Source organism: Pedobacter sp. (assembly GCF_041645105.1).
In the GTDB taxonomy this organism is placed as follows: domain Bacteria; phylum Bacteroidota; class Bacteroidia; order Sphingobacteriales; family Sphingobacteriaceae; genus Pedobacter.
The window spans coordinates 437,903-463,450 of sequence record NZ_JBAZQQ010000005.1; the positions used below are offsets into that span (position 1 = coordinate 437,903).

13 protein-coding genes are annotated in these 25,548 nt (G+C 38.7%); 12 read left to right on the top strand and 1 reads right to left on the bottom strand.

Annotated elements, in window-relative coordinates; translation table 11 throughout:
• Positions 1-40: 40 nt before the first annotated feature.
• Complete coding sequence (locus tag WC623_RS17725; RefSeq protein ID WP_372853528.1) at positions 41-931, bottom strand: RNA polymerase sigma factor RpoD/SigA; 891 nt, start codon at positions 929-931, stop codon at positions 41-43.
• 580 nt (positions 932-1,511) lie between these two features.
• Here WC623_RS17725 and WC623_RS17730 point away from each other — a divergent pair.
• The 12 genes from WC623_RS17730 (at position 1,512) to WC623_RS17785 (ending at position 25,546) form a co-directional block, all read left to right on the top strand.
• A complete protein-coding gene (locus tag WC623_RS17730; RefSeq protein ID WP_372853530.1) occupies positions 1,512-4,601 on the top strand; it encodes a SusC/RagA family TonB-linked outer membrane protein in 3,090 nt (1,029 codons plus the stop codon).
• A gap of 11 nt (positions 4,602-4,612) precedes the next feature.
• Positions 4,613-6,391: a RagB/SusD family nutrient uptake outer membrane protein gene (locus WC623_RS17735; RefSeq protein WP_372853532.1), complete on the top strand. Its 1,779-nt coding sequence runs from the start codon at positions 4,613-4,615 to the stop codon at positions 6,389-6,391.
• 135 nt (positions 6,392-6,526) lie between these two features.
• Positions 6,527-7,147 (top strand): porin family protein, encoded by a 621-nt coding sequence (locus WC623_RS17740; RefSeq protein ID WP_372853534.1) that lies wholly within the window; start codon positions 6,527-6,529, stop codon positions 7,145-7,147.
• A 616-nt stretch (positions 7,148-7,763) separates the two neighbouring features.
• Positions 7,764-9,419 carry a polysaccharide lyase gene (locus tag WC623_RS17745; RefSeq protein WP_372853536.1) on the top strand — a complete coding sequence of 552 codons (1,656 nt, stop codon included), beginning with the start codon at positions 7,764-7,766 and terminating at the stop codon, positions 9,417-9,419.
• A gap of 2 nt (positions 9,420-9,421) precedes the next feature.
• Positions 9,422-11,050: a polysaccharide lyase gene (locus tag WC623_RS17750; RefSeq protein WP_372853538.1), complete on the top strand. Its 1,629-nt coding sequence runs from the start codon at positions 9,422-9,424 to the stop codon at positions 11,048-11,050.
• A gap of 40 nt (positions 11,051-11,090) precedes the next feature.
• Complete coding sequence (locus tag WC623_RS17755; protein ID WP_372853540.1) at positions 11,091-14,276, top strand: DUF6298 domain-containing protein; 3,186 nt, start codon at positions 11,091-11,093, stop codon at positions 14,274-14,276.
• 13 nt (positions 14,277-14,289) lie between these two features.
• Positions 14,290-15,720: a glycoside hydrolase family 140 protein gene (locus tag WC623_RS17760; protein ID WP_372853542.1), complete on the top strand. Its 1,431-nt coding sequence runs from the start codon at positions 14,290-14,292 to the stop codon at positions 15,718-15,720.
• Positions 15,720-16,658: a glycoside hydrolase family 43 protein gene (locus tag WC623_RS17765; RefSeq protein ID WP_372853544.1), complete on the top strand. Its 939-nt coding sequence runs from the start codon at positions 15,720-15,722 to the stop codon at positions 16,656-16,658. Before WC623_RS17760 ends, WC623_RS17765 begins: the two co-directional genes overlap by 1 nt.
• A 2-nt stretch (positions 16,659-16,660) precedes the next feature.
• Entirely contained in the window at positions 16,661-18,508 is a 1,848-nt protein-coding gene (locus WC623_RS17770) for an exo-alpha-sialidase (RefSeq protein WP_372853546.1), read from the top strand.
• Positions 18,509-18,512: 4 nt separating this feature from the next.
• Positions 18,513-19,958: a sialate O-acetylesterase gene (locus WC623_RS17775; RefSeq protein ID WP_372853548.1), complete on the top strand. Its 1,446-nt coding sequence runs from the start codon at positions 18,513-18,515 to the stop codon at positions 19,956-19,958.
• A gap of 12 nt (positions 19,959-19,970) precedes the next feature.
• A complete protein-coding gene (locus WC623_RS17780; protein WP_372853550.1) occupies positions 19,971-22,757 on the top strand; it encodes a glycoside hydrolase family 2 TIM barrel-domain containing protein in 2,787 nt (928 codons plus the stop codon).
• 65 nt (positions 22,758-22,822) lie between these two features.
• The gene (locus tag WC623_RS17785; protein ID WP_372853552.1) at positions 22,823-25,546 is read left to right on the top strand and encodes a family 78 glycoside hydrolase catalytic domain; all 2,724 of its coding nucleotides are present in this window, start codon (positions 22,823-22,825) and stop codon (positions 25,544-25,546) included.
• Positions 25,547-25,548 lie beyond the last annotated feature (2 nt).

Consider the following 25,548-nt stretch of genomic DNA (forward strand, 5'->3'; position numbering starts at 1 on the left):
TGAGTTTACTCCCTTTTCCTTGAAATCAAATGAGTATTGACTATTGCGCAATACGCCAGGAATAATTACTTTCTGTGATATATTCCTTTAAGTGAGTTAGTTTATGATCAGCGTTTAAACGCTTAATGGCAATAGTTTTACTCCTTCTGATCGACTCTTTGCTCAATCCTAAATTGACAGCAATATCTTCCAGTAACATAGGCGTATCATTATCTAAGCCATAATACATACGAAGAATACTAGCCTCGCGATCGGTCAAGTTCTGAACCATAGCAGCCAGCGACTGTTGTCTGCCTTCTAACTCAATCTGTGCATCAGGAGCCTTAAAAGTATGATCCTGTAAATAAGTGGAAATACCTGGTTTCTCATCCTCATCATCCGATTCTAAAGGAATACCAAATGGAGAATCCATCAGATAATCTTTAACCTTTTCTACTGCAATCCCGGTATGGTCTGCAAGCTCATCAGGTGTTGGAATACGCTCTAATCGCTGCTCCAGATAATCCTGTGCTTTATAAACTTCGAAAATATCATCCCTCTGGTTTGTCGGCCTGCGAATTATACGTCTTTGTTCACCAATCGTATGCATAATAGATTGCCTGATCCACCATACTGCAAATGAAATGAATTTAAATCCTTTCGTTTCATCGAAGCGTTCAGCAGCTTTAACCAAACCCAGATTTCCAATCGAAACCAGATCGGGTAGGGAAAGACCCTGACCTTCATATTTTTTTGCTACAGAAACAACGAAACGTAAGTTGGCATTAATCAACCTGTGAAAGGCAGCTTTGTCGCCAGTTTTTATCTTCTTGGCCAGAGAGATTTCTTCCTCAACAGTCAATACGTTATATTTTGATATATCACTTAAATAACGCTGTAAAGAAGCATGACTACGGTTTGTAATTGATTGACCGATTTTTAAAGCTCTCATAATAATCCTTCCTTTAATTCTGGAATAATAGATACGTTTAACATACTGATTAAATATTTGGTATGTCAAAAATGAAGAATAGTAGATATATCTTCTATTAATATAATATAATCAGGAAAATATTCTTTTTTATGATTATTTGTCAGTTGTGTTAACTGATTTGTGATCCTTAATCATTCTGTTATAGGAAAAAACACTTTTAGAGTATGAGATCTAAATAGAACCGGAAACGGCTCCATCACAAAACATCTTAAATTTTGTGTTTTTAGTTAATCTATTGTAAAATTCTAGAGACTAAAACCGTTATTTTGACGTTTAAAAAATGAAATGGTAATATTGTACAGTTGATTGAGAAAATGCTATAGTAAATACATAGCTATTGATTGCATTTTTGAAGCCTATTAAATAACCTAAACATTATAAATTAAATAAAAAGCACTGTCAGACCTAACCCTGTCTGACCAGATAAACTATCTATGATGACACGCCGTCTTCAGATGAAATAATCATCAATTCCGCACTCCTTAATTAGAAAAATTAACAAAATCAACCAAATTTTTAAATCATTTGACGAGCAAGTATGAAACGAAAAAAGCTTTTTAAAAGCAAGGGATTAAAAGAGACATGGGCTCCCTTAATTATGGCTCTCTTTTTACCTGTATCAGGGTTTGCAGTGATGCCAACTATTAAAAAAACTCAGCACAATGGTATTGTTTCTCCTCTGGTAAATATCACCGGAACTATAAAAGATAGCAATGGCCAACCTTTACCAGGTGCTAGTGTTAAAATTAAAGGTACTACGACTGGTACATCAACTGATGGAAGCGGAGTTTTTAGATTAAATCTTCCTACAGGAAATGAAACAATAGTTGTCAGCATGATGGGGTATAAAACCCAGGAAATATCAATGACTGGCAAAACAACGATAACAGTTACCCTAATAGACGAAGCATCAGATCTGGATGAAGTTGTTGTGGTGGGGTACGGTACAGTAAAAAAACGTGATTTAACTGGTTCTGTGGCTTCGGTAAAAGCAGATGATATTGTGCTTACGCCAACAGGAAATGCAATGAATGCTTTACAGGGTAAGGTAGCAGGTATGGATATCATGACTACTTCAGGTAAGGCGGGCTCCAGCCCGACCATCAGACTTAGAGGAAATCACTCTGCTTCTGGTAGTAATGACCCTCTGTATATTATTGATGGTATTCCAGGTAGCTATTCTGATTTAAACCCAAATGATATTGAATCTATTGATGTTTTGAAAGATGCTTCTTCTGCAGCAATATATGGTTCAGCCGGATCAAATGGGGTAGTAATGATTACTACTAAAAAGGGAAAAGTAGGAAGTATGAATATCAACTTCGATTCTTTTTTTGGATACAATGGTTTTCCTAAATATCCTCATGGATTGATTGGAGATGATTATATTAAGCTAAAACGCGAAGCATATCGTGGTGAGAAAGGGAATTATCCCGAATTCAACAGCGAGATATTTATCAATAACGCGCAACAACAGGCAGCTTATGAAGCTGGGAAATGGGTAGACTGGGTAGATCTTGCAATGAGAGATGGATTACAGCAAAATTACAATGTATCTGTAAATGGTGCGACGGAAAAAACAGCTACTTATCTGTCTTTAAATTACAACGATGAGCAAGGTTTGATAAAAAATGATCAGAATAAAAAGTATGGTGCACGTGCGAATATAGACCATACACTTTCTAAACTATTTAAGGTGGGAACAAATCTGCAGTTGACCTATACAGATAATGATGCAGCTGCCCAGAATATTTTTGGCAACAGTTTAACTTTTGCCCCTTTTGGAGATCCTTTCGATGCAAATGGAAATATTAATCATGTTCCAATAGAGAATGTGACTAACCCTTTATCTGATCAAATTCCAAATCAATATGTAAATAATACTTTAAATACCTATTTCGCTGGTAATGCTTATTTGGAGGCTAAACCTTTTAAAGGCTTAACTTTCCGTTCTGTGATTGGAACAGTTCTGGGATCATCCAGAACAGGTAGGTATTTTGGCACTCAATCTATAGCTAACCCTGTTGCTGGCTACAAAGTACCGGCTGCGGTAATAGATAATCAAAGAATTGTTAATTATCGTTGGGAAAATATACTCACTTATGACTTTGATCTGAATGATGATCATCGATTTAGCCTGACCGGGGTAACTTCAATGGCAAAAAACCGCGCTGAATCTTCTTCGGCTGGTGGCTCTGGATTTGATCTTGATTCTTATTCTTTTCATAACCTTGCTGCAGCGTCATCGACAATCATCAGTTCTGCATTTGTACAGGATCAGTCTACCTCTTTTGTTGGAAGGATGAATTATAACTATAAAGGTAAATACCTGTTATCAGTCTCTAATCGCTGGGATGGAGTGTCGCGGTTGTCTGTAGGTCATAAATGGGACTCATTTCCAGCCGCTGCTGCTGCCTGGAGAATTAGTGACGAGGGATTCTTTAAAGACATTAAAAGTGTAACGAGTTTGAAACTTCGTGTTGGATACGGTATAACAGGGAACTCTGGAGGTGTAGGTGCATATGGTACTCAGGCAGGAGGTTACAATGCCCCACGTCCGGTCGGTTTTGGAGATGTTGCTGCTCCTGCTTTTATCTTAAACCAGTTGTTGGCGAATAGAGATCTGGGATGGGAAAAGTCATACAATACAAATGTGGGTTTAGATGCTGAGTTTTTTAAAGGCATAGTAAACCTGACTGTAGATTGGTACAATACAGATACAAAGGATATGTTATTCCAGCGTGAACTCCCGGGTTCTTTAGGTGGGTCTTGGGGTGCACCATTTAAAATATGGCAAAATATTGGTGAAATGAACAATAGAGGTTTGGAGATACTCATCAATACAAGAAATATTGAAAGAGATAATTTCTCATGGGGGACTACCTTTACTTTTGCTGCGAATAAAGAACAAATTACTTCATTACCAGGAGGTAAAGATTTGGTGTCTGGTAATTATTTTTACGGACAACCACTCAAAACATATTTTAACTATAAGTATTTGGGTATCTGGCAGGAGAATGAAGCAGCGGAGGCAGCAAAATACAATTCCGTTCCAGGGGATATTAAACTACAAACAGATGGAATATTTAATGGTGATGGTAAACATCCTTATGGTCCAAATGATAGGGTGGTATTAGGTTCCGAGGTCCCTGATTGGACTGCGGGTTTGCAGAATAACATTAAATACAAGAATTTTGATGCCAGCCTGATGCTGACTGCCAGATGGGGTCAAATGATTTCCAGCAATCTGATTACCCGTTATAATCCAATTAACGGAACTACAGCAAACAGCCCTGATGACGTCGATTACTGGACGCCGGAAAATCCAGGAGCTTATTTGCCAAGACCGGGAATTCACAGTAGTACAGGTGGGTATATTGGTTTTGATGCTTTGAAATTCGTAGATGGTTCTTTCTTTAAAATAAGAAATATAACATTAGGGTATACGCTACAAGAGGGGATATTGAAAAAAATGTCAATGAAAAAACTTCGCTTTTATGCAACAGCTAATAACCCGTTCATTTTTACTAAAAGCGATTTGTTAAAATATCAGGATCCAGAATCAAATGGATCGGATAACTTCCCTTTAACCAAACAATTTGTGCTCGGATTAAACGTGACATTCTAATTTTTGAAAACATGAAAATAAAAAATATATACATAGCTATATTGGGGCTGGGACTTTTTTCAAGTTCTTGCTCATTGGAAGAGGTAAATCCTTCAGGTGTAACTATCGACAAAATGACCAATACAAAATCAGGCTTTCAAAAAGTTGTAGCCAGTTGTTATTTTGATTTGTCAAGGTATTTCTATGGACGTAACTTAATCCTGGTAACAGAAGGAGGAACTGACATCTGGACTGCTGATTTTAATTCCACCAACAATCAGAATTACATGAAATATGCTTCTGGAGCAGTAATGGATGTTAATATGGCCAAAGACTATTGGAATGGTGCCTATGATGCAATAAACTATTGTAACATAGTTATCTTAAGAGCAGATCAGGTGACGGATTTTAGTAGTGAACAGGAAAAGAATGCACTGGTTGCTGAAGCCCATTTTTTAAGAGCACTATATTATTTCCATCTTGTAGAACAATTTGGAGCTGTTCCACTAACAATTACAGAAACCGAATCTCCCATTTTTGAATCATTTAGAACCCCAGCATTAGAAGTTTATGAAAAAGTAATCCTTCCAGATTTGCGTTTTGCAGTTGATAATTTACCTTTTGAAGCTGCTGTAGCTGGTCGTCCTGCTAAAAAAGCTGCAATTGGCCTTTTGGCTAAAGCAGCTTTGCAAACTAAAGAATACGGAACAGATAAATACCTGGAAGAAGCGATCATTGCGGCTAAAAAGTTAATCGATGGACAAGCTACTTATAAAGTTCGCCTGTATGATAATTTTGTAGATAACTTCAATGCTGCTAACAATAAAACGAATCAGGAAGCTCTTTATCAGTTAACCTATTCACAGAACTACGGTTCTACCAATACGCACGACCATAATAATGACTTTAAAAGATTTTATGCAACACCAACTGCATTTGGAGCAATTTTATCCGCAGGTTTTCAGACTGTTGTAGGTCGTTGGTCAGGTGGTAATTTTATGCCAACCAAATATTTGATGGATGTATTTAAAAACCCTGATGGAAGTTTGGATCCAAGGTACGCGCTATCATTTCAAACTACCTGGACAGCTAATACAAATTATAATTGGACAGCCGATGCCATCAGACAGTTTGATAGGGTAGGATCTGCAGTATCAGTAGGAACAGCAGTCGCAAATAACGCAACCGCAATTAAAATTATGCGCCAAGAAGAGGCGACTTATGCTGCTGAAAAAGCAACAAAATTATCTCAACCTTATATCTGGGTAGATTTCGCTGATTTGTATGGTAATGACCAAAAAGTTAAAATGAAATATACTAGGGTAAATCAGGCACCGGGAGAAGTGGAGAATCCTTTTATTCGCTTTTATCCTTCATTAACTAAATTCAATTCAGGCTCATTAGTTAATCCAAGAACGAATGGGTATACCAGTGATGCTTATGCAACAGTAATGCGTCTTGGTGAGGTGTATCTGATTGCCGCTGAAGCAGAGTTTTATCTTCGTGGCGCAAATGGCGTTGCTGCAGGTTATGTAAATGCATTGAGAACAAGGGTTTCAGGACAGCAGATTGCTGCGGGTGATTTATCTGTTCAGTTTATACTGGACGAAAGAGCTAGAGAACTTTGTGGTGAGTATACCAGATGGTATGATTTGAAACGTACCGGAAAGCTAAATAAAACTTACCTGATGCAGAGTAATCCTGATGTAGGTCAATATTTTGTAGATGGAAGACATGGCGTAAGACCAATCCCACAAGGTCAGATAGATGCGATCAGTAATCCTGCTGGATTTCAGAATCCAGGCTATTAAGATAATACATGGTTTGATAAACAGGAAAGGCTGTAACCGAAAGGTGCAGTCTTTTTTTTCATTTATGCATTTTTTTTGCTAATAAATTAATGTTGATTTATATCTTCACTTAATCTTAATTAACGAAATCAATATATGAAGAAATTATTAGCCGGTTTACTACTAACCGGAAGCTGTTTGACAGGCTTTTCACAAGAAAAAGGAAAGTTTGAATTTGGAATCAATGCGGGTTATAATCTGGCAACTGCAACAAGCGGCACAAAGACCAATAGCTCATACAGAAGTGGAATTGCTATTGGTGCTTTTGGTGATTATTTTATTGCCAATGACTGGAGTATTAAAGTTAAATTGACATATGACCAAAAAGGCTGGGATAAAGGTTTCATATTAAATACAAATAACGGACAGAGTTATGTTACTAATTATCGGATGGACTATTTGAGTATTCCTGTAATGGCAAGTTGGCATTTTGGTAGGAAAAGAAACTGGTATTTACATGGAGGACCTTATGTAGGGGTACTATTAAATTCTAATGAGACAACATTTAATGAGGACTTAAAGGAATATACGAACTCCACTGATGTGGGTCTTGATGTTGGAATAGGAGTTAAAATACCTATTGGCAAAAAGGCTAAGATTCTATTTGAACTTGACGGACAAAGTGGCTTTACAAATGTATTTAATAATAATACTCAGAGTACAGATGCTAAGCATTCAAGAACAAGTTTTAATACAGGCTTAGTTTTTGATTTATAATCGATTCTTACCAACAGATCTTAACTAACAGTTAAGATCTGTTCTATTAGCTCGGAATTTCTATGAGCACTCTCTTTTTTCACAGGGAAATAACAGGGGAATAACAGGGAGTTAACAGGGACATAACAGGGACAAATGTTTGTTAATTCCTTGTTATTTCCTTATAATAATACTGTTCTTTATTTTTAAATAATATTTCTTCTCTATCTTTGGTAGTTATTCTTTCCGACTTACCTAAATATTAGTCTTCCGGATATTAATTTCTCTTCCAAAGTTTCAGCCAAGGTATCATTAACTCCTCCCAAAAAACAGGTAAACATCGATGAAATGAAAATGTTATAACTACATTTTTTAAGACCATCCTGTAACATACCTGCGACATAAAACGTTATTTTGACGTATAAAAATTCAATCAGATAATATCGTACAATAGATTGAGAAAATTCTATAGGAAATAGCATTTATTAGGTTGCATTTTTGAATAAATATACAATCTAACCAAATTTTTTTCACCTAAAATATCAAAAAATAACGACCGCGACCTTATAGAAACTGAGTAGATTTTATATCTATAAAATAATTGCGTACTTTTTGGTATACCTATTATTCGAGACAAATGAAAAAGAGATTTTTACAGTTCGTATTTTCTGCAGCACTAGTTGCTACAGCGCCCTCTGCTTTCGCTCAATATCCAAAAATTCCTGCTGATGTTAAAAAGGCTTCAGATGATATGATGAGTGAAGCTTATCGTCAGTCAGATATCGCCTGGCAAAAAGCCAAGCCAATTATAGAAAAAGAAGCCAAGGAAGGAAAACCTTATATTCCCTGGGCGGGTAGACCTGTGGATCTTCCTCAGTCTGAACTGTTGGCTTTTCCTGGTGCTGAAGGTGGTGGTGCCCATAGTTTCGGCGGTAGAGGTGGTCGTGTAATAGTGGTAACGAATTTAAATGATAGCGGCCCCGGGTCTTTAAGGGATGCCTGTGAACAGGGCGGTGCCAGAATCGTGGTGTTTAACGTAGCGGGTATCATTCGCATAAAAACTCCTTTAATTATACGTGCGCCTTATATCACAATAGCTGGGCAGACTGCTCCAGGTGATGGTGTTTGTGTTGCCGGTGAGTCAGTTTGGTTAAATACACATGACGTTGTAGTACGTTTCATGCGTTTCAGAAGAGGGGAAACCTTTGTTGGTCGCAGAGATGATGCTATTGGTGGAAACCCGGTAGGTAACATTATGATTGACCACGTTTCTGCAAGTTGGGGACTAGACGAAAATATGTCCATGTATCGCCATATGTATAACGATAGTACCGGGAAAACAGAAGTAAAACTGGCAACGGTAAATATTACTATCCAAAATTCTATTTTCTCTGAAGCATTGGATACTTGGAACCATGCTTTTGGCAGTACTCTGGGTGGCGAGAATTGTAATTTTATGCGAAACCTGTGGGCTGATAATGGTGCACGTAATCCATCAATTGGATGGAACGGTATTTTTAATTTCGCCAATAACGTGATTTTTAACTGGAACAACCGTTCTACAGATGGTGGGGATTATACTGCTATGTACAATATCATCAATAATTATTATAAACCTGGTCCGGTAACTTCGCTGAAAGATCCGATCAGTTATAGAATATTAAAGCCAGAATCTGGTCGTAGTAAATTGCCTTATGTTGTATTTGGAAGAGCATATGTGGAAGGAAACATTATTGAAGGGAATGAAAAAGTAACGAAAGATAACTGGAATGGTGGTGTACAGCTTGAAGATAAAAAAGGTGAATTGATGTCTTATGAACAAGCCAGTTCTTATTTTGCTGCAATGCGCGTAAAGAAACCTTTTCCTATGGCGCCGATGACCATTTTGCCAACTATGGATGCACATAAATATGTATTGGCTAACGTTGGTGCAACTTTACCTAAACGGGATCCTGTAGATACACGTGTAATTGAACAAGTGAGAACTGGAAAGATTGTTACTCCATCAAATGTTAAATTATCTGATGCTCCGGATTTTGAACACCGCAGGTTACCTAAAGATTCCTATAAGCTGGGTATCATCACTGATGTAAGTCAGGTAGGTGGTTATCCTGAATATAAAGGAACGCCATATAAGGACTCTGATAATGACGGTATGCCTGATAGTTACGAAATTAAAAACGGACTAAATCCTAATGATGCGTCTGATGCCGCTAAGATTACCAAAAGTGGTTATGCAAATATTGAAGTTTATTTAAATAGTGTAGTTCCGGTTAAAACGGTTAAACCATAATTATGAAAACACTTTCTTTATTATTTATAGTTGCTACTGCTGGTATAACGCAGAATGCTATTGCACAGTATCCTGTTATCCCAAGAGCAATGGAAGCTAAAGCAGATTCTCTTTTAGCGGCTATCCAGCACAAATCTGATCTTCAATTTGAAAAAGTAAAGCACATTATAGACCGTGATGCGAAAAATGGTAAGCCTTTTATTCCATGGGCTGCCAAGCCTTCGGATTTGCCCCAGGCTAAATTACTTGCTTTTCCCGGAGCAGAAGGGGGAGGAGCCTATTCATTCGGCGGGCGTGGTGGCCGGGTATTCGTGGTCACAACAACAGCTGACGATGGTCCAGGTTCTTTACGTGAAGCTTGTGAGCAAGGTGGAGCAAGAATAATTGTTTTTAATGTTGCTGGTATCATCCGCCTGAAAACACCATTGATTATTCGTGCACCATATATAACTATAGCAGGACAAACAGCGCCGGGTGATGGTGTGTGTATTGCCGGAGAATCGGTATGGATCAATACGCATGATGTAGTAATCCGTTACATGCGGTTCCGCCGTGGTGAAACTGACGTAACCCGTAGAGATGATGCCATTGGTGGTAATGTGGTAGGTAACATTATCATTGACCATGTCTCTGCAAGCTGGGGGCTTGACGAAAATATGTCTATTTACAGGCATGTTTACGATCCTAAAGATGGATCAGCTCCTCAAAAATTGCCTACAGTAAATGTAACAATACAAAATTCTATCTTTTCTGAAGCTTTAGATACGTATAACCACGCTTTTGGTAGTACCCTTGGTGGATTAAACAGTACTTTTATGCGTAATCTATGGGCAAACAATATCAGTCGTAGTCCTTCTGTAGGAATGTATGGTGATTTTGGTTTTGTGAACAACGTGGTGTTTAACTGGTGGAACCGTAGTGCAGATGGAGGGGATAACAATTCCTTTTATAACTTTATCAACAACTACTATAAACCAGGGCCAATTACACCATTAGATCAACCTATCGCTTATCGTATCTTAAAACCTGAAACAGGAAGAGATAAAAGGTTCTCACATTTGTTTGGTAAGGCTTATATCCATGGAAACATTGTTGAAGGTAATGAGAAGGTTACTAAAAACAATTGGGACGGTGGTGTTCAGGTGGAAGGCCCGGCAGATAAACAAAAGACATTGGATTCTATGCGTGTAAACAAACCTATGCCAATGGCTAAAGTAAGTATTATGGAAACGCGTAAAGCTTTTGACTATGCTTTAACCAATGCCGGAGCAAATTTGCCAGTGCGTGATGCGGTAGACAAAAGGATAATTGAGCAGGTAAAAACAGGTAAAATTGTTAATGTTGATGGAGGTAAAACGAGCCTGGGTAAAGCCTATATCAAACGTCGTTTGCCTGAAGATTCTTATAAAAAAGGAATAATTTCAGACATCAGTCAGGTAGGCGGATATCCCGAATACAAAGGAACACCTTATAAAGATTCAGATAATGACGGTATTCCTGATACATGGGAGATTAAGAATGGCTTAAATCCTAACGATGCATCAGATGCAGCTAAAATCACTAAAAATGGTTATTCGAATATTGAAAATTACATCAATAGCGTAGTGCCTTTGTCGGCCGTGAAACCTTAATTATCGTTAATTATTTTAAATAACATCAGTTTTAAGTAATATGATACTGACTATTAAACATACTTCTAAACAGCAAAATTGGTTTAAAAAACTACCAGTTTTGATTGGTGTAATTTGGGTTTGTTTACAAGTCGGCAATTTGTATGCGCAGAAAGTGAAGGTTGTTGAACCTCCTAAACCAGTATTTAAAGGGAAGGATGGTAAATTAAATTATACCGCTGATGAAAAAGGGAACCGAGTTCCTGATTTTTCATATGTAGGTTACATGGCTGGTGAACAAGCTATTCCGGATGCGGTAATTAAAGTAGTAGTACCTGTGAAAACTGGGGATGCTACATCAAGCATACAAAAGGCATTGGATTATGTTGCCTCCTTACCACTAGGTAAAGACGGACTGAGAGGTGCTGTTCTTTTAGAAAAAGGAAAGTACGAGATTGCTGGAACACTAAAGATTAATGCTTCGGGTGTAGTTTTAAGAGGTAGTGGTATGACTGAAGATGGAACAGTTGTGTATGCGACTGGACTAGACCGGCTAGGGGTATTGCGTATTTTTGGTAGGAATGATCAGGTAAAAGATAAGCCAGTTAACATTACAGACCAATACGTGCCTGTAAATGCCATGAAAATTACTGTTGCCAATGGAACTGATTTTAAAAAAGGTGATCAGGTAATTGTACAGCGCGGTTCTACAAAAGAATGGATTGATGCAATAGGGACCGATCATTTTGGTGGTGGTATTACTTCTTTAGGTTGGAAACCCGGACAACGTGATATTTATTGGGATAGAAAAGTTCTTGCCGTAAATGGCAATGAGTTGATGCTGGATGCTCCCTTAACTACAGCTCTTGACGCAGCATTTGGTGAATCTTCAATAGCTAAGTACACTTGGAAAGGGAGGATTTCCCATTCTGGTGCAGAAAATATGAGGATTGTATCCTCTTTTGATAAAAGCAATCCTAAAGACGAGTATCATCGCTGGACGGGGATTTCATTAGAAAATATTTCTGATGCCTGGGTAAGACAAGTCGTATTTGAACATTTTGCCGGTTCGGTAGTCAACGTTCAGGAAACAGCAAACAGAGTAACTGTTGAAGACTGTAAGTCGTTGGCCCCAATTTCAGAAATTGGTGGCGAACGCAGAAATACTTTCTTCACTATGGGTGGACAAACCTTGTTTCAACGTTTATATTCAGAATATGGTTATCATGATTTTGCGGTAGGATATTGCGCCCCCGGACCAAATGCTTTTGTTCAGTGCCAGGCTTATTTGCCATTTAGTTTTAGTGGAGCAATTGACAGCTGGGCCTCTGGTGTATTGTTTGATATCGTAAACGTGGATGGACAAGCTTTGAGCTTTATGAACAGAGGAATGGACGGAAAGGGTGCAGGATGGGCGGCAGCAAATAGTGTATTCTGGCAGTGTACTGCTGCAAGGATAGATTGTTATCAGCCACCTACAGCACAAAACTGGGCTTTTGGTAACTGGGCTCAGTTCGCTGGTGATGGATATTGGGGGATGTCAAATGAGCAAATTCAACCACGTAGTTTGTATTACGCGCAATTAAACGAAAGGGTAGGATCGAAAGTAGAGGCGCGTACTTTTATAATGCCGGTAGAAACAGAAGCTTCAAGTAGTCCGCAAGTAGATGTTGCATTGAAATTAACCAAAATGGCTGTTAATCCTGCATTACAACTCACAGAATATATCGATCAGGCTGCAGTAAGACAACCTATATCTGTTGAGAAACGGGGCGCTAAAAGTATTGATCAGATTAGTTTAAAAACTAAATCAATTGAAGAAAAACAGTCAGGAGCTATGAAAGTTAGCGATGGTTGGCTTACTCGTAATCAGTTACTTATAACTGGTAACAGACAAGATGTTCAATGGTGGAATGGTAGTGCCAGACCCTATGGTTTAAAAAATGCCAAACCACATATTACACGCTTTGTTCCTGGTCGCTCGGGTAAAGGTTTAACAGATGATTTAGAGGCTACAACTGATTCCATGCAAAATGGAAAAGTAAAGATTTTGGATCATAATTATGGATTGTGGTATGACCGGAGACGTGATGACCATGAACGTATCCGAAGAATGGATGGTGATGTATGGGCTCCATTTTATGAATTACCTTTTGCCAGATCCGGACAGGGGACTGCATGGGATGGTTTGAGTAAATATGATTTAACGAAATATAACCTTTGGTATTGGGATAGATTAAAACAATTCGCAAATCTTGCTGATCGTAAAGGATTGGTATTGATACACCAGAATTACTTCCAACATAATATTATAGAGGCAGGAGCACATTATGCTGACTTCCCTTGGCGTACAGCAAATAACATTAACAGCACAGGGTTTCCAGAACCAGTACCTTATGCGGGCGATAAGCGAATATTTATGGCCGAGCAATTTTATGATATCAGTAATCCTGCCCGTAAAGAATTGCACCGTGCTTATATCAGGAAATGTCTGGATAACTTTGCTGACAACAGTAGCGTAATCCAAATGATCGGGGCTGAATTTACCGGGCCTTTGCATTTCGTGCAATTCTGGATTGATACCATTAAGGAATGGGAGAAAGAAACTGGTAAACATCCAATCATTGGCTTAAGTGTTACTAAAGATGTACAGGATGCTATTCTGGCAGATAAAGATAGAGCAACTGTTGTAGATCTGATCGATATCAGGTATTGGCATTACCAGTCAGATGGTACTGCTTATGCTCCAAAGGGTGGCGAAAATCTGGCACCTCGTCAGCACGCCCGCCTATTGAAACCTAAGAAAACCTCTTTTGAACAAGTGTATCGAGCGGTAGCTGAATACAGAACAAAATACCCTGAAAAAGTGGTAATCTATTCAGGTGATAACTACGATGCCTTTGGCTGGGCTATTTTTATGGCTGGAGGTTCGTTGTCTAATGTTAAGGCTAATACACCTGGATTAGAGCAGGTGTTGAATACTACTGGATTAAAACCTTTTGAGTTAGCTGGCAGGCCTAAAGATCAGTACGCTTTGGCAAGCCCAGGTAAATCATATATATTATATAATAGTTCAACAACGACTGTAAAGCTGGATTTGGGTGGAGTTACCGGAAATTATACAGTTAAGCGAATAAACCCCGGTACCGGAGCTATAATTAAAGAAGAAAAAATCAAGGCTGGATCAGCTGTTGAATTCAATAAACTTTCATCTGGAGACGAGATCGTTTTCATCAACAAAAATTAAAATCATTATTGTCATGTATCAAAAGATAGTCTTATTTGCTATTATTTCGTCAGTGCTGTTTGGTTGTGCATCAAACAAGAAGCCTGATGCGTTAAAAAAGGGTTTACACGTTTCAGAAAATGGAAGATATCTTATTGAAGATGGCAAACCATTCTTTTGGCTAGGGGATACTGGCTGGTTACTGTTTAATAAAACTACACGTGAACAAGCGGAACAATATTTAGAAGATCGTAGACAAAAAGGATTTAATGTGGTGCAGGCTATGGTCTTACATACTGTACCATCTGTAAATGTATATGGTGATTCTTCTTTGGTAAAAGGAGATATATCTAAGCCTGCAGTAACTGATGGCAATTCTTTTCAGGATGCTGCGCAGTACGATTTCTGGGATCATATAGATTATATCATCGATAAGGCTAAAGAAAAAGGTATTTATATGGCATTGGTGCCAGTTTGGGGAACTAACGTTAAAGAAAATAAAGTGACTAAAGCTCAGGCAAAGATTTACACTGAGTTTCTGACCAGCAGATATAAAGATAAAAGCAATATCATCTGGCTCAATGGTGGTGATATTAAAGGTTCTGTTAAAAAAGAAGTTTGGGAAGTTATTGGCAATACACTAAAAGCTACAGATTCGACGCATCTGGTTACCTTCCACCCGAGAGGCAGAACAGGTTCTTCTGAGTGGTTTCAGGATGCTAAATGGATGGATTTTAATATGATACAGTCGGGCCATCGTCGTTATGATCAGGATACCTCTGCTAAAGAGAAATGGCACTATGGTGAAGACAACTGGAAGTATGTTGAAAAGGACTACAACCACAAACGAATCATGCCAACTATAGATGCAGAACCATCTTATGAGGGGATACCACAAGGTCTTCACAATCCAAAAGAGATACGTTGGAATGATGCCGATGTAAGAAGATATGGCTACTGGTCGGTTTTTGCAGGTGCATTTGGTTATACATACGGTAGTAATTCTGTAATGCAATTTTATAATCCTGCGGCTAAAGACCCTGCTTTTGGTGCAAAAGAACCATGGCAAAAAGCTTTGAATGATCCGGGGGCAGGACAAATGGTTCACCTGAAAAATCTGATGTTGTCGCGTGTTAAAGGAGATGGAACTGCAGCAGATGCCAGTGGTTATTTTGATAGAGTTCCAGATCAATCGGTTATTGCTGGGGATGTAGGCGAAAAGTACAATAGGTTACTGGCTACACGTGCTAAGGATTACATCTTTGTATATACTTACAATGGCCGTAACATTTCTCTGAAAATGGGCCTGATTGATGGAGATCAGGTTAAAGCATCCTGGTTTAGTCCACGTGATGGAAAAACTACCGAAATAGGTTTGATAGATAATAAAGGAACTCATGATTTTGATCCTCCAGGTGATCTGAAAGATGGTAATGATTGGGTATTAATTATAGATAAGAAATAATGAAAGATTTTAAATATAGCATTCGTTTGTTTTTGCTTCTGACACTGGTTGTTACGTTCAGTGCCTGTTCTAAAAAAGCGTATGTATTTACTTCTTTTCATGAACCTGCAAATGAAGGTCTAAGAATGTTGTACAGCTATGATGGCTATAAATGGAATGACCTGAACAAAATTTTTTTGAAGCCGGAGATCGGTAAAGAAAAGATCATGCGGGACCCATCAATGGTGCAAGGTCCAGATGGTGTTTTTCATTTGGTGTGGACTTGCGGTTGGAAGGGAGACAGGGGATTTGGGTATGCGAGTTCCAAAGATTTGATCAATTGGTCTGAGCAGCAGTTTATTCCTGTACTGAAGAATGAGCCAACAACCGTAAATGTATGGGCACCTGAGTTATTTTATGATGATGTGAAGAAAGAGTATATCATTATCTGGGCATCAACCATCCCACATCGTTTTGCAAAAGGTATTGAAGCTGAAGATAACAACCACAGGATGTACTCAGTAACTACTAAAGATTTTAAGACTTTCTCTGAAGCAAAACTATTTCTGGAACCAGGATATAGTGTCATTGATGCGGTAATCGTAAAGAAAGCTAAGGATGATTATGTCTTGGTATTGAAAGACAATACACGTCCAGCCAGGAATTTGAAGGTCGCTTTTAGCAAACAGGCTTTAGGACCTTATAATGGAATCTCTGAGCCTTTTAGTGGTTTACTTACAGAAGGCCCTTCGGTAGTTAAAATAGGTAAAGACTGGCTGATTTATTATGATGCCTACGGCGAAAAAAGATATGCAGCTATAAGAACAAATGACTTTAAGAGTTTCAAAGATGTTTCTTCAGAAACTGTAATCCCTGAAGGACATAAACATGGAACCATAGTACCTGTAGATAGAAAAGTGATTAAAGGCCTTCGTCAGGATGGCAACAAACAGAATTAATAATGAAGATATACAATAAAATATGGCTGGCCTCAATGCTGTTTGTAACAGCACAGGTTTCACAAGCACAAGACACCTTACGTTATACCGGTACAACAATCTCAAATACCGATTATCATCATGGTCAGCTTGTGCCTGCAATTGGCGTACATAATATCCAGACATTAAGAGCAAATCGTGAACATCCTGAATTATCTGACGGTTTAGACTGGACCTATAACCATGCACCGATGCTGGCTTATTGGAACAATACTTTTTACGTGGAATTTTTAAGTGATCCGGTAGGAGAGCATATCCCGCCGAGCAGAACTCTGTTGCAAACCTCTAAGGACGGGTACAATTGGTCTAAACCAGATATTATTTTTCCCCCTTATAAAATCCCTGACGGATGGAAAAAAGAAGGAGTTGAAGGTGCCGCAAAGGATTTATATGCAATTATGCATCAGCGTGTTGGCTTTTATGTTTCTAAAGCCGATCGACTTTTCGCATTGGCTTATTATGGTATTGCAATGGATAAAAAGGACGATCCTAACGATGGAAAAGGAATTGGCAGGGTGATCCGTGAAATTAAAAAAGATGGTACCTATGGGCCAATCTACTTATTGAGGCCCAACTCTACCTGGGATATGAAACACACGCTTTATCCGCTATATACAAAAAGTAAGGATAAAGGATTGCTGACAGCTTGTAAGGAGATCCTGGCGAATCCATTGATGATGCAACAAATGGTAGAAGAAGCAGATCGTAATGATCCTTTAATTCCATTCCACAGACCTGTAAAGGCATTTAGTTATTATCATCTGCCAAACGGAAAAGTTGTGGGTTTGTGGAAACATGCTTTAACATCTGTGAGTAATGATGGGGCAAAAACATGGCAGTATACGCCATTAAGAGCGCCGGGAGTAGTGAATAGCAATGCGAAAATATGGGGACAACGTACTTCAGATGGTCGTTTTGCAACCGTTTACAATCCCTCAGAATTTCGTTGGCCTTTGGCTCTTTCTACAAGTGAAGATGGTTTGAATTATAAAAACCTTTTGTTAGTGAACGGGGAAATTTCGCAAATGCGTTATGGTGGTAATTATAAATCATACGGCCCACAATATATCCGAGGAATAATTGAAGGTAATGGTAAACCGGCCGACGGCAATATGTGGCTAACTTATAGTATGAACAAGGAAGATATCTGGATCGCTAAAGTGCCTGTGCCTGTGATTTCTGTAGCACCAGGTCCGGTAAATGAAACATTTAATACGCTTCCGGACGGACAAGAATTGAAGTTCTGGAATACATTTAGTCCGCTTTGGGCAACAGTTAAAATTGAAAAAGCAGCTGATGGAACCAAAGCACTTACGCTAAGAGATAAAGATCCATACGACTATGCTAAGGCAGAAAGAATGATGCCGAAAGGTAGAAAAGTAAATGTGGAATTCACTGTTACTCCTGCTCAAAACAATACAGGTTCGTTGCAGGTAGAGTTTCAGGATGCAAAAGGAACTGCAGCTTCAAGATTGATATTCGATGCTAATGGCGAATTAAGTGCTAAAGTTGGGTATAGGAATTCAGGAATCATGAAATATGAGGCTGGGAAAACTTATAACATCCGCGTAGAGTTAGATATGGATAAACGGATGTTAAATGTTTTTATAAATGGAGAAAGTAAAGGTGCCCGCTTGATGTTTGAACCGGTCCTGAGTTTCGAAAAGGTAACATTCAGAACAGGTGATGTGCGTCGTTTTCCGGATGTAGACACCCCTACAGATCAGGATTATGATCTGAAAGATCCGGGAACGCCCGTTGCAGAGGCTGTGTATTACATTAAATCATTAAAGACTGAATTGATAAAATAAAGAGATGAAGGGTCTAAAAGGTTATTTCTTGTTGATGCTATTGATCATGACTGCTGTTTCTGCTGATGCGAAAATACTTTTACCCCAGATTTTATCCAGTAATATGGTTTTGCAGCGCGATAAACCTTTAAACATATGGGGTTTTGCTGCTGTTGGTGAAGTTGTTACTGTAAGTTTCGCAGGCCAGGTTAAAGAAACCATAACCGATGCAAATGGTAAATGGATTGTGGTTTTGTCAGCGCTGAAAACTTCTGCTGTTCCTTCAACAATGACTATTAAAGGTTCAAATACTATTGTTCTTGATAATATTTTGGTTGGAGAGGTATGGTTGTGTTCCGGACAATCAAATATGGAATACGCAATGCGTAAGCTCGAAAGGGTAAAAAAGCCACTGAATGAAAAACTAGGATATCCGGTTGATGAATTAAAGAAAGCCAATAATCCACAGATTCGTATTTTCCTGGTGAACAGAAAGCAATTGAGCAAGCCAGATTCCTTACATAAAAGCTGGAATATAGCTCAGGATTCTGCATTAAAGAACTTTTCGGCAGCGGGGTACTTTTTTGCAAAGGAACTTCAGAAGAAGTTGAATATCCCTGTCGGAATGATTTCTTCTGCTGTAAGTGGTAGCGCAATAGAGCCCTGGATTCCAAGGGAAAGTCTGGAGACCGGTTATTTCTCTGGTCAAAAGGTAGGAAATGACCCTGGTAAGTTTTATACCCCCATGATTGAACCATTAACTCCTTTCGCTCTGCGTGGTTTTTTATGGTATCAGGGAGAAACCAATTGCTTTTTAAAAGAAAACATCAGCTATAGCTATAAAATGAAAGCGTTGATCAATAGCTGGAGAACTGCCTGGAAGGATAAAGATATGCCATTCTACTATGTGCAAATCGCACCGTTTAATTACTCTACTTCTAAAGGTAAAATAGCCTTGGATGAATATACAGAGCCTGAGTTCTGGGAAGCACAGGCGCAGTTGCTGAGAATGCCAAATACGGGTATGGTTGTGACGACGGACCTGAACGATTATCCGGATGACCTACATCCCAATTATAAATGGGAGATAGGAAGAAGACTGGCATTATGGGCTTTAGCCAAGGATTTTAATCAGCAATTAACCTGGTCCGGACCTATTTATAAATCTGTAAAATTTAAAGGGAATACCGCCAAACTCGAATTTGAACATATAGGAAAAGGCCTGATCAGTATAGATGGTAAACCTTTGGATTGTTTCAGTATGGCCGCTAAAGATGGGAAATTCTTTCCCGCTGAAGCGATTATTAAAGACAATAAAATCATCGTATCTGTCAAAGGGTTAAAAAAGCCTGTAGCTGTTCGCTTTGGATGGAATGAAGCCATGCGACCAAATCTTTACAATAAAGATGGTTTGCCAGCATTGCCTTTTAGAACAGATAATCCATTAACAACACAATTTAAACCTATATAAGATCCCTTATTTATGAAGCTTAGATCGATCCTTTCTTTTATTTTGCTGATACTTTTTAGCACCGTTTATGCACAACAGACGGAGCATTACTACCTGTCGGGGACAGGAAACGACAATACTGTAAAATGGGATTTCTTTAGTACGGGAGGGATGAATTCCGGTAAATGGTCTACCATTGCTGTACCTTCAAACTGGGAACTGCAAGGTTTTGGTAAATACGACTATGGTTTTGCGAAAGACAGCGTAAGGGGTAAAGAGCAAGGCTTATATAAATATAAATTCAAAGTTCCGAACGGCTGGAAGGGCAAAAAGATAAATATCGTATTTGAAGGATCGATGACTGACACGGAAGTGAAGATCAATGGTAAATCGGCAGGACCGATACATCAGGGGGCATTTTATGTGTTCCGCTACGATATAACCAACTTGTTAAAATATGGCACAGATAACTTGCTTGAAGCGAAGGTTTCTAAACACTCTGCCAACCAATCTGTAAATGAAGCAGAGCGTAAAGCAGATTTTTGGATTTTTGGAGGGATATTCAGACCAGTCTTTTTAGAAGCTTTACCAGTGTCCCATATAGATAGAGTGGCTATTGACGCAAAGGCAGATGGACAATTTAAAGCAGAAGCTTTTGTAAAAGGTAATGCAGATAAATTAACGGTTCAGTTGTATGCCGCTGATGGTAAGAAATATGGAGCAGCATTAAGTGCTGATCTGAATAAAACTGCTTCAAATAAAAATGGATCAGCATTAATGAATATTTCAGGAACGTTCTCAACGCCAGAATTATGGTCGTCAGAGTTTCCGAACCTTTATACTGCAACTTTTACTTTATATCATAAAAACAAAGTAGTTCACACCCTATCTAAAAAGATTGGTTTCAGAACTATAGTTGTAAAACCAAGGGATGGAATCTTTGTAAACGGAGTTAAAATTAAGTTCAAAGGTGTAAACAGGCATTCATTCCGTCCGGCATCAGGAAGAACTTTAAGTAAAAAGAACAGTATTGAAGATGTTGAATTGATAAAAGCAATGAATATGAATGCGGTACGTATGTCGCATTACCCGCCAGATGGCCATTTCCTTGATGTATGTGATTCACTTGGTTTGTATGTGATGGATGAATTAGCGGGTTGGCATGGTCATTATGATACACAAACAGGAACCAAATTGCTTAAAGAAATGATGAGCCATAATGTGAATCATCCATCTATTGTCATCTGGGCAAATGGAAACGAAGGCGGGCATAATCGTGATCTTGATCCTTTATTTGCACAGTTAGATATTCAGAAACGTCATGTAATTCATCCCTGGGAAGATTTTAATGGCTTTGATACACAACATTATCGTGAGTATAATTATGGTATTGGTAATTACAGACACGGACATAGCATTGTAATGCCTACCGAGTTTTTACATGGTATGTTTGATGGTGGACATGGTGCTGGACTAGAAGACTATTGGAATGATATGTTGTCGAATCCTTTATCTGCCGGTGGTTTTTTATGGGATTTTGCTGATCAGGGTGTAGTAAGAACCGATAAGAATAACATCATAGATGCAGACGGTAGTCGCGGAGCGGATGGAATTGTTGGTCCTTATCACGAAAAAGAAGGAAGCTATTTTGCTATTAAAGAAATATGGAGTCCAGTGTTTTTTGAGCGCCGTGAAATGACACCTGGCTTTGATGGTGTATTCAATATAGAGAACCGATATCACTTTGCGAACTTAAATGCCTGCACGTTCGACTGGAAACTAACTAACTTTAAAACTAAGGAAACGCTTAAAGGAAAAGCGTTGGCACCCGATATTAAACCACTGGAAAAGGGTAAGTTAAATGTTGCTTTGCCTGCAAACTGGACTGCTTTTGATGTTTTGTATATTAAAGCAACTGATTTTCATGGTAAAGAATTATATACCTGGAGTTTCCCGATTACGCTTCCTAATAAAGAAGCTTTAGCGCTCGTTAAAAAAGAGGGTGTGTCGGCTGTAAAAATTCAGGAGAAGGACTCTTTGTATGTGACGACCGTCAATGGCATTACTGTAAGTTTCAGTAAGAAAACTGGTGTTCTTCGGGAAGTAAAAAACGAAAAGGGTATTATTCCTTTTAGCAATGGACCGATCATACAGCAAGGTGCAACAAATTTCAGGAACATCACACACCGTATGGAAGGAAAGAACCTTGTTATCGAATCATCATTTGATAGAAAAGAAGCCTATAACACTTTACAGTGGACCATTTATCCATCTGGGATGTTAAAGTTAAACGTGAAGTACTTTCCTGCTGAATACCTGACCAACTTTATTGGGATAAACTTTTCTTTTCCCGAAGATCAGATCAAAGGAGTGGAATATATGGGGCGCGGACCGCACAGAGTATGGAAAAACCGTATGAAAGGCAATGAGTTTGGTATATGGAAAAAGGATTATAACAATACTGAAACTGGAGAATCCTGGGTATATCCGGAGTTTAAAGGCTATCATTCAAATATGTATTGGTGCAAATTTATTACCAAAGACCAACCTTTTACAGTGATTACAGAGAATGAGGATATCTTTTTAAGGCTTTTTAGTGCGGCCTGGAAAACCGATCAATGGCACAATTATGAGCCTCATTTTCCATCGGGTGATATTTCATTTATGCATGGGATTCCTGGAATAGGTACAAAAACACAAAGAAAGGACAGAACAGGGCCTATGTCGATGCAGAATATCTTTTACGATTATGAGAAAGAACCTGCAAGAGCATTGGATATGACACTGTACTTTGATTTTTCAACAAGTAATTCAAATTAATGTTTATATTTATATGAATAAAGTATTCATATATAAATATTTTATAGATAAAGCTGCGCCAAATCATGCTTAAACGATGTGTTATTCTTTCAGTTTTTCTGACGTTTAGTCTCAGTTGTGCTTTTGCGCAGGTATCATTGCAAAACCTGCGTTGCGAGTTATTGCAGGAGCCTGTAGGAATTGATGTGTTAAAGCCAGGGCTAAGCTGGGAGATTCATTCTGCTCAGCATGATGTAAAACAAACTGCTTATCATATTTTGGTCGCCTCTTCAATAGATAAATTGACAGAAAAGGATGCTGATATCTGGAATTCGGGTTTGGTCAACTCTTCCATGTCACTTTATAACACATACGCAGGGCAGGTATTAAAGAGTAAAACTAAATACTATTGGAAAGTTAAAGTATCGACAACCCAGGGTAAAACAGAATGGAGTAAACCTGCTTCATGGTCAATGGGTTTACTGAACTACAAAGATTGGGAAGGACGTTGGATTGGTTTCGACCGCTTTTTTCCATGGGATAGTCAAGTTGAAGGTCGTTTATCCGCCCGCTATTTCAGAAAAGAATTTACCACAGAAAAAACGGTAGCATCGGCAACGGCCTACATTATGGGCATGGGGCTTTATGAACTATATGTTGACGGTAAGAAAATAGGTGACCAGGTGTTGGCTCCTGCACCAACAGATTATACTAAAAATATAAATTACAATACTTTAGATATTACGGAACACCTTAAGAAAGGTAAGCATGCAATTGGTGTGGTATTAGGGAATGGGCGTTTTTTTGCCATGCGACAGGCTAAACCTTATAAAGTTAAGACATTTGGTTTCCCTAAATTATTACTGCAGGTGGTTATTAAATATACCGATGGCTCCACATCATCTATAAAAACCGATCACAGCTGGAAAGGAACTGCAGATGGACCAATTTTGGCCAATAACGAATACGACGGCGAATTTTATGACGCCCGTAAGGAACTTAAAGGCTGGGCTGAACCAGGATATAAGGAAGATAAATGGTTAACGGCAGAGTATGTGCAGGAACCGGGAGGTACTTACCAGGCACAGCTGAATGAACACATGAAAGTGATGAAAAACATTGCTCCTGTATCAATAACCAAACGAGGGAATGGTAAATATATCATTGATTTCGGACAGAATTTTGCGGGATGGGTAAAGTTTAATGTAAAAGGACAGGCCGGAACAAAAGTATCGTTAAGGTTTGCAGAGTCGCTGGAACCAAATGGTGAGTTGTTCAGAACAAATCTGCGTGATGCCAAAGCTACAGATACTTATATTCTTAAAGGTGAAGGTTTAGAAACCTGGGCCCCAAGGTTTTCTTACCAGGGTTTCAGGTATGTGGAGCTGAATGGTTATCCAGGTATTCCACAGAAAAGTGATTTTACAGGCTGCCTTGTTTATGATGACATGAAGACTGTGGGAACTTTTGAATCATCTAACGCATTACTGAACCAAATTTTTAAAAACTCATGGTGGGGGATAGCATCCAATTATAAAGGGATGCCAGTTGATTGTCCGCAACGTAATGAGCGCCAACCATGGTTAGGGGATAGAACTGTTGGTGCTTACAGCGAAAGTTTTTTATTTGATAACACAGCCATGTATAAGAAATGGCTGCAAGATATTCGTTATGCCCAAAAAGATGATGGAGCAATTCCTGATGTGGCTCCTGCATTTTGGAGGTATTATAGCGATAATGTGAGCTGGCCAGCTACTTTACTGATGGTTTCTGACATGCTGTACAAGCAAACAGGTGATTTAGCGGTATTGCAGGAAAACTATCCGGCAGTAAAAAAATGGATGGCTTATATGAAAGGCAGGTATATGAATGCTGAGGGGATTATAACCAAGGATAGTTATGGTGACTGGTGTGCGCCACCTGTGACTGCAGAAGATGGTAAAGGTGTAATAGCAGACCAAAAGCATCCTAGTGCATTAATTGCTTCAGCTTACTACTATCATCTGACAACCATGATGATCCGTTACAGCACCTTAACTGGAAATGGAGGAGATAGTGCAGGGTATACAGCACTCGCTTCAGATTTAAAAAAGGCTTTTAATCGTAAGTTTTATAATGCTCAGGGATACTATGGTGATAATAAATTAACAGATAATCTGCTTCCTGTTTACTTTGGATTGGCGGATGATGCTGAAAAAGCTAAAGTATTGAAGCAGATTGAATATATCATTGTAGAGAAGAATAAAGGACATTTAAGTACAGGAGTAATCGGTACTCAATTCCTGATGCGTACACTTACTGAAAATGGCCGGGCTGATCTTGCTTACCAGATTGCTTCGCAAAAGACATATCCTTCATGGGGTTATATGATTGAAAACGGTGCAACCGCGATTTGGGAATTATGGAATGGGAACACTGCTGCTCCTAAAATGAATTCGCAGAACCATGTGATGATGCTGGGTGATTTGCTGATCTGGTATTATGAAAGCCTTGCAGGAATTAAAGCCGCAGAGCCCGGATATAAAGAAATTATAATGAAGCCTGAAATGATTAAGGGATTGGATGCTGTAAATGCATCATACAATTCTGTTCATGGCCTGATTAAAAGCAATTGGAAGAAGTCGGCAAAGGATTTTAAATGGGAAATTACTATTCCTGCGAATACCACAGCGAGGATTAGCATCCCTGCTAAATCTGCTAAGCAGGTAAAAGAAACTGGAAATAAGATTGTAAAATTTATACAAATGGAAGACAACAGAGCGGTATTTGAACTTGGATCTGGTAATTATTCATTTGTAGCTGAACTATAAAA

What these genes read in the sequence shown, in the direction of transcription:
- WC623_RS17725 (WP_372853528.1), bottom strand. Translation starts at nt 931, where the DNA reads ATGAGAGCTTTAAAAATCGGTCAATCAATTACAAACCGTAGTCATGCT.
- WC623_RS17730 (WP_372853530.1), top strand. Translation starts at nt 1,512, where the DNA reads ATGAAACGAAAAAAGCTTTTTAAAAGCAAGGGATTAAAAGAGACATGG.
- WC623_RS17735 (WP_372853532.1), top strand. Translation starts at nt 4,613, where the DNA reads ATGAAAATAAAAAATATATACATAGCTATATTGGGGCTGGGACTTTTT.
- WC623_RS17740 (WP_372853534.1), top strand. Translation starts at nt 6,527, where the DNA reads ATGAAGAAATTATTAGCCGGTTTACTACTAACCGGAAGCTGTTTGACA.
- WC623_RS17745 (WP_372853536.1), top strand. Translation starts at nt 7,764, where the DNA reads ATGAAAAAGAGATTTTTACAGTTCGTATTTTCTGCAGCACTAGTTGCT.
- WC623_RS17750 (WP_372853538.1), top strand. Translation starts at nt 9,422, where the DNA reads ATGAAAACACTTTCTTTATTATTTATAGTTGCTACTGCTGGTATAACG.
- WC623_RS17755 (WP_372853540.1), top strand. Translation starts at nt 11,091, where the DNA reads ATGATACTGACTATTAAACATACTTCTAAACAGCAAAATTGGTTTAAA.
- WC623_RS17760 (WP_372853542.1), top strand. Translation starts at nt 14,290, where the DNA reads ATGTATCAAAAGATAGTCTTATTTGCTATTATTTCGTCAGTGCTGTTT.
- WC623_RS17765 (WP_372853544.1), top strand. Translation starts at nt 15,720, where the DNA reads ATGAAAGATTTTAAATATAGCATTCGTTTGTTTTTGCTTCTGACACTG.
- WC623_RS17770 (WP_372853546.1), top strand. Translation starts at nt 16,661, where the DNA reads ATGAAGATATACAATAAAATATGGCTGGCCTCAATGCTGTTTGTAACA.
- WC623_RS17775 (WP_372853548.1), top strand. Translation starts at nt 18,513, where the DNA reads ATGAAGGGTCTAAAAGGTTATTTCTTGTTGATGCTATTGATCATGACT.
- WC623_RS17780 (WP_372853550.1), top strand. Translation starts at nt 19,971, where the DNA reads ATGAAGCTTAGATCGATCCTTTCTTTTATTTTGCTGATACTTTTTAGC.
- WC623_RS17785 (WP_372853552.1), top strand. Translation starts at nt 22,823, where the DNA reads ATGCTTAAACGATGTGTTATTCTTTCAGTTTTTCTGACGTTTAGTCTC.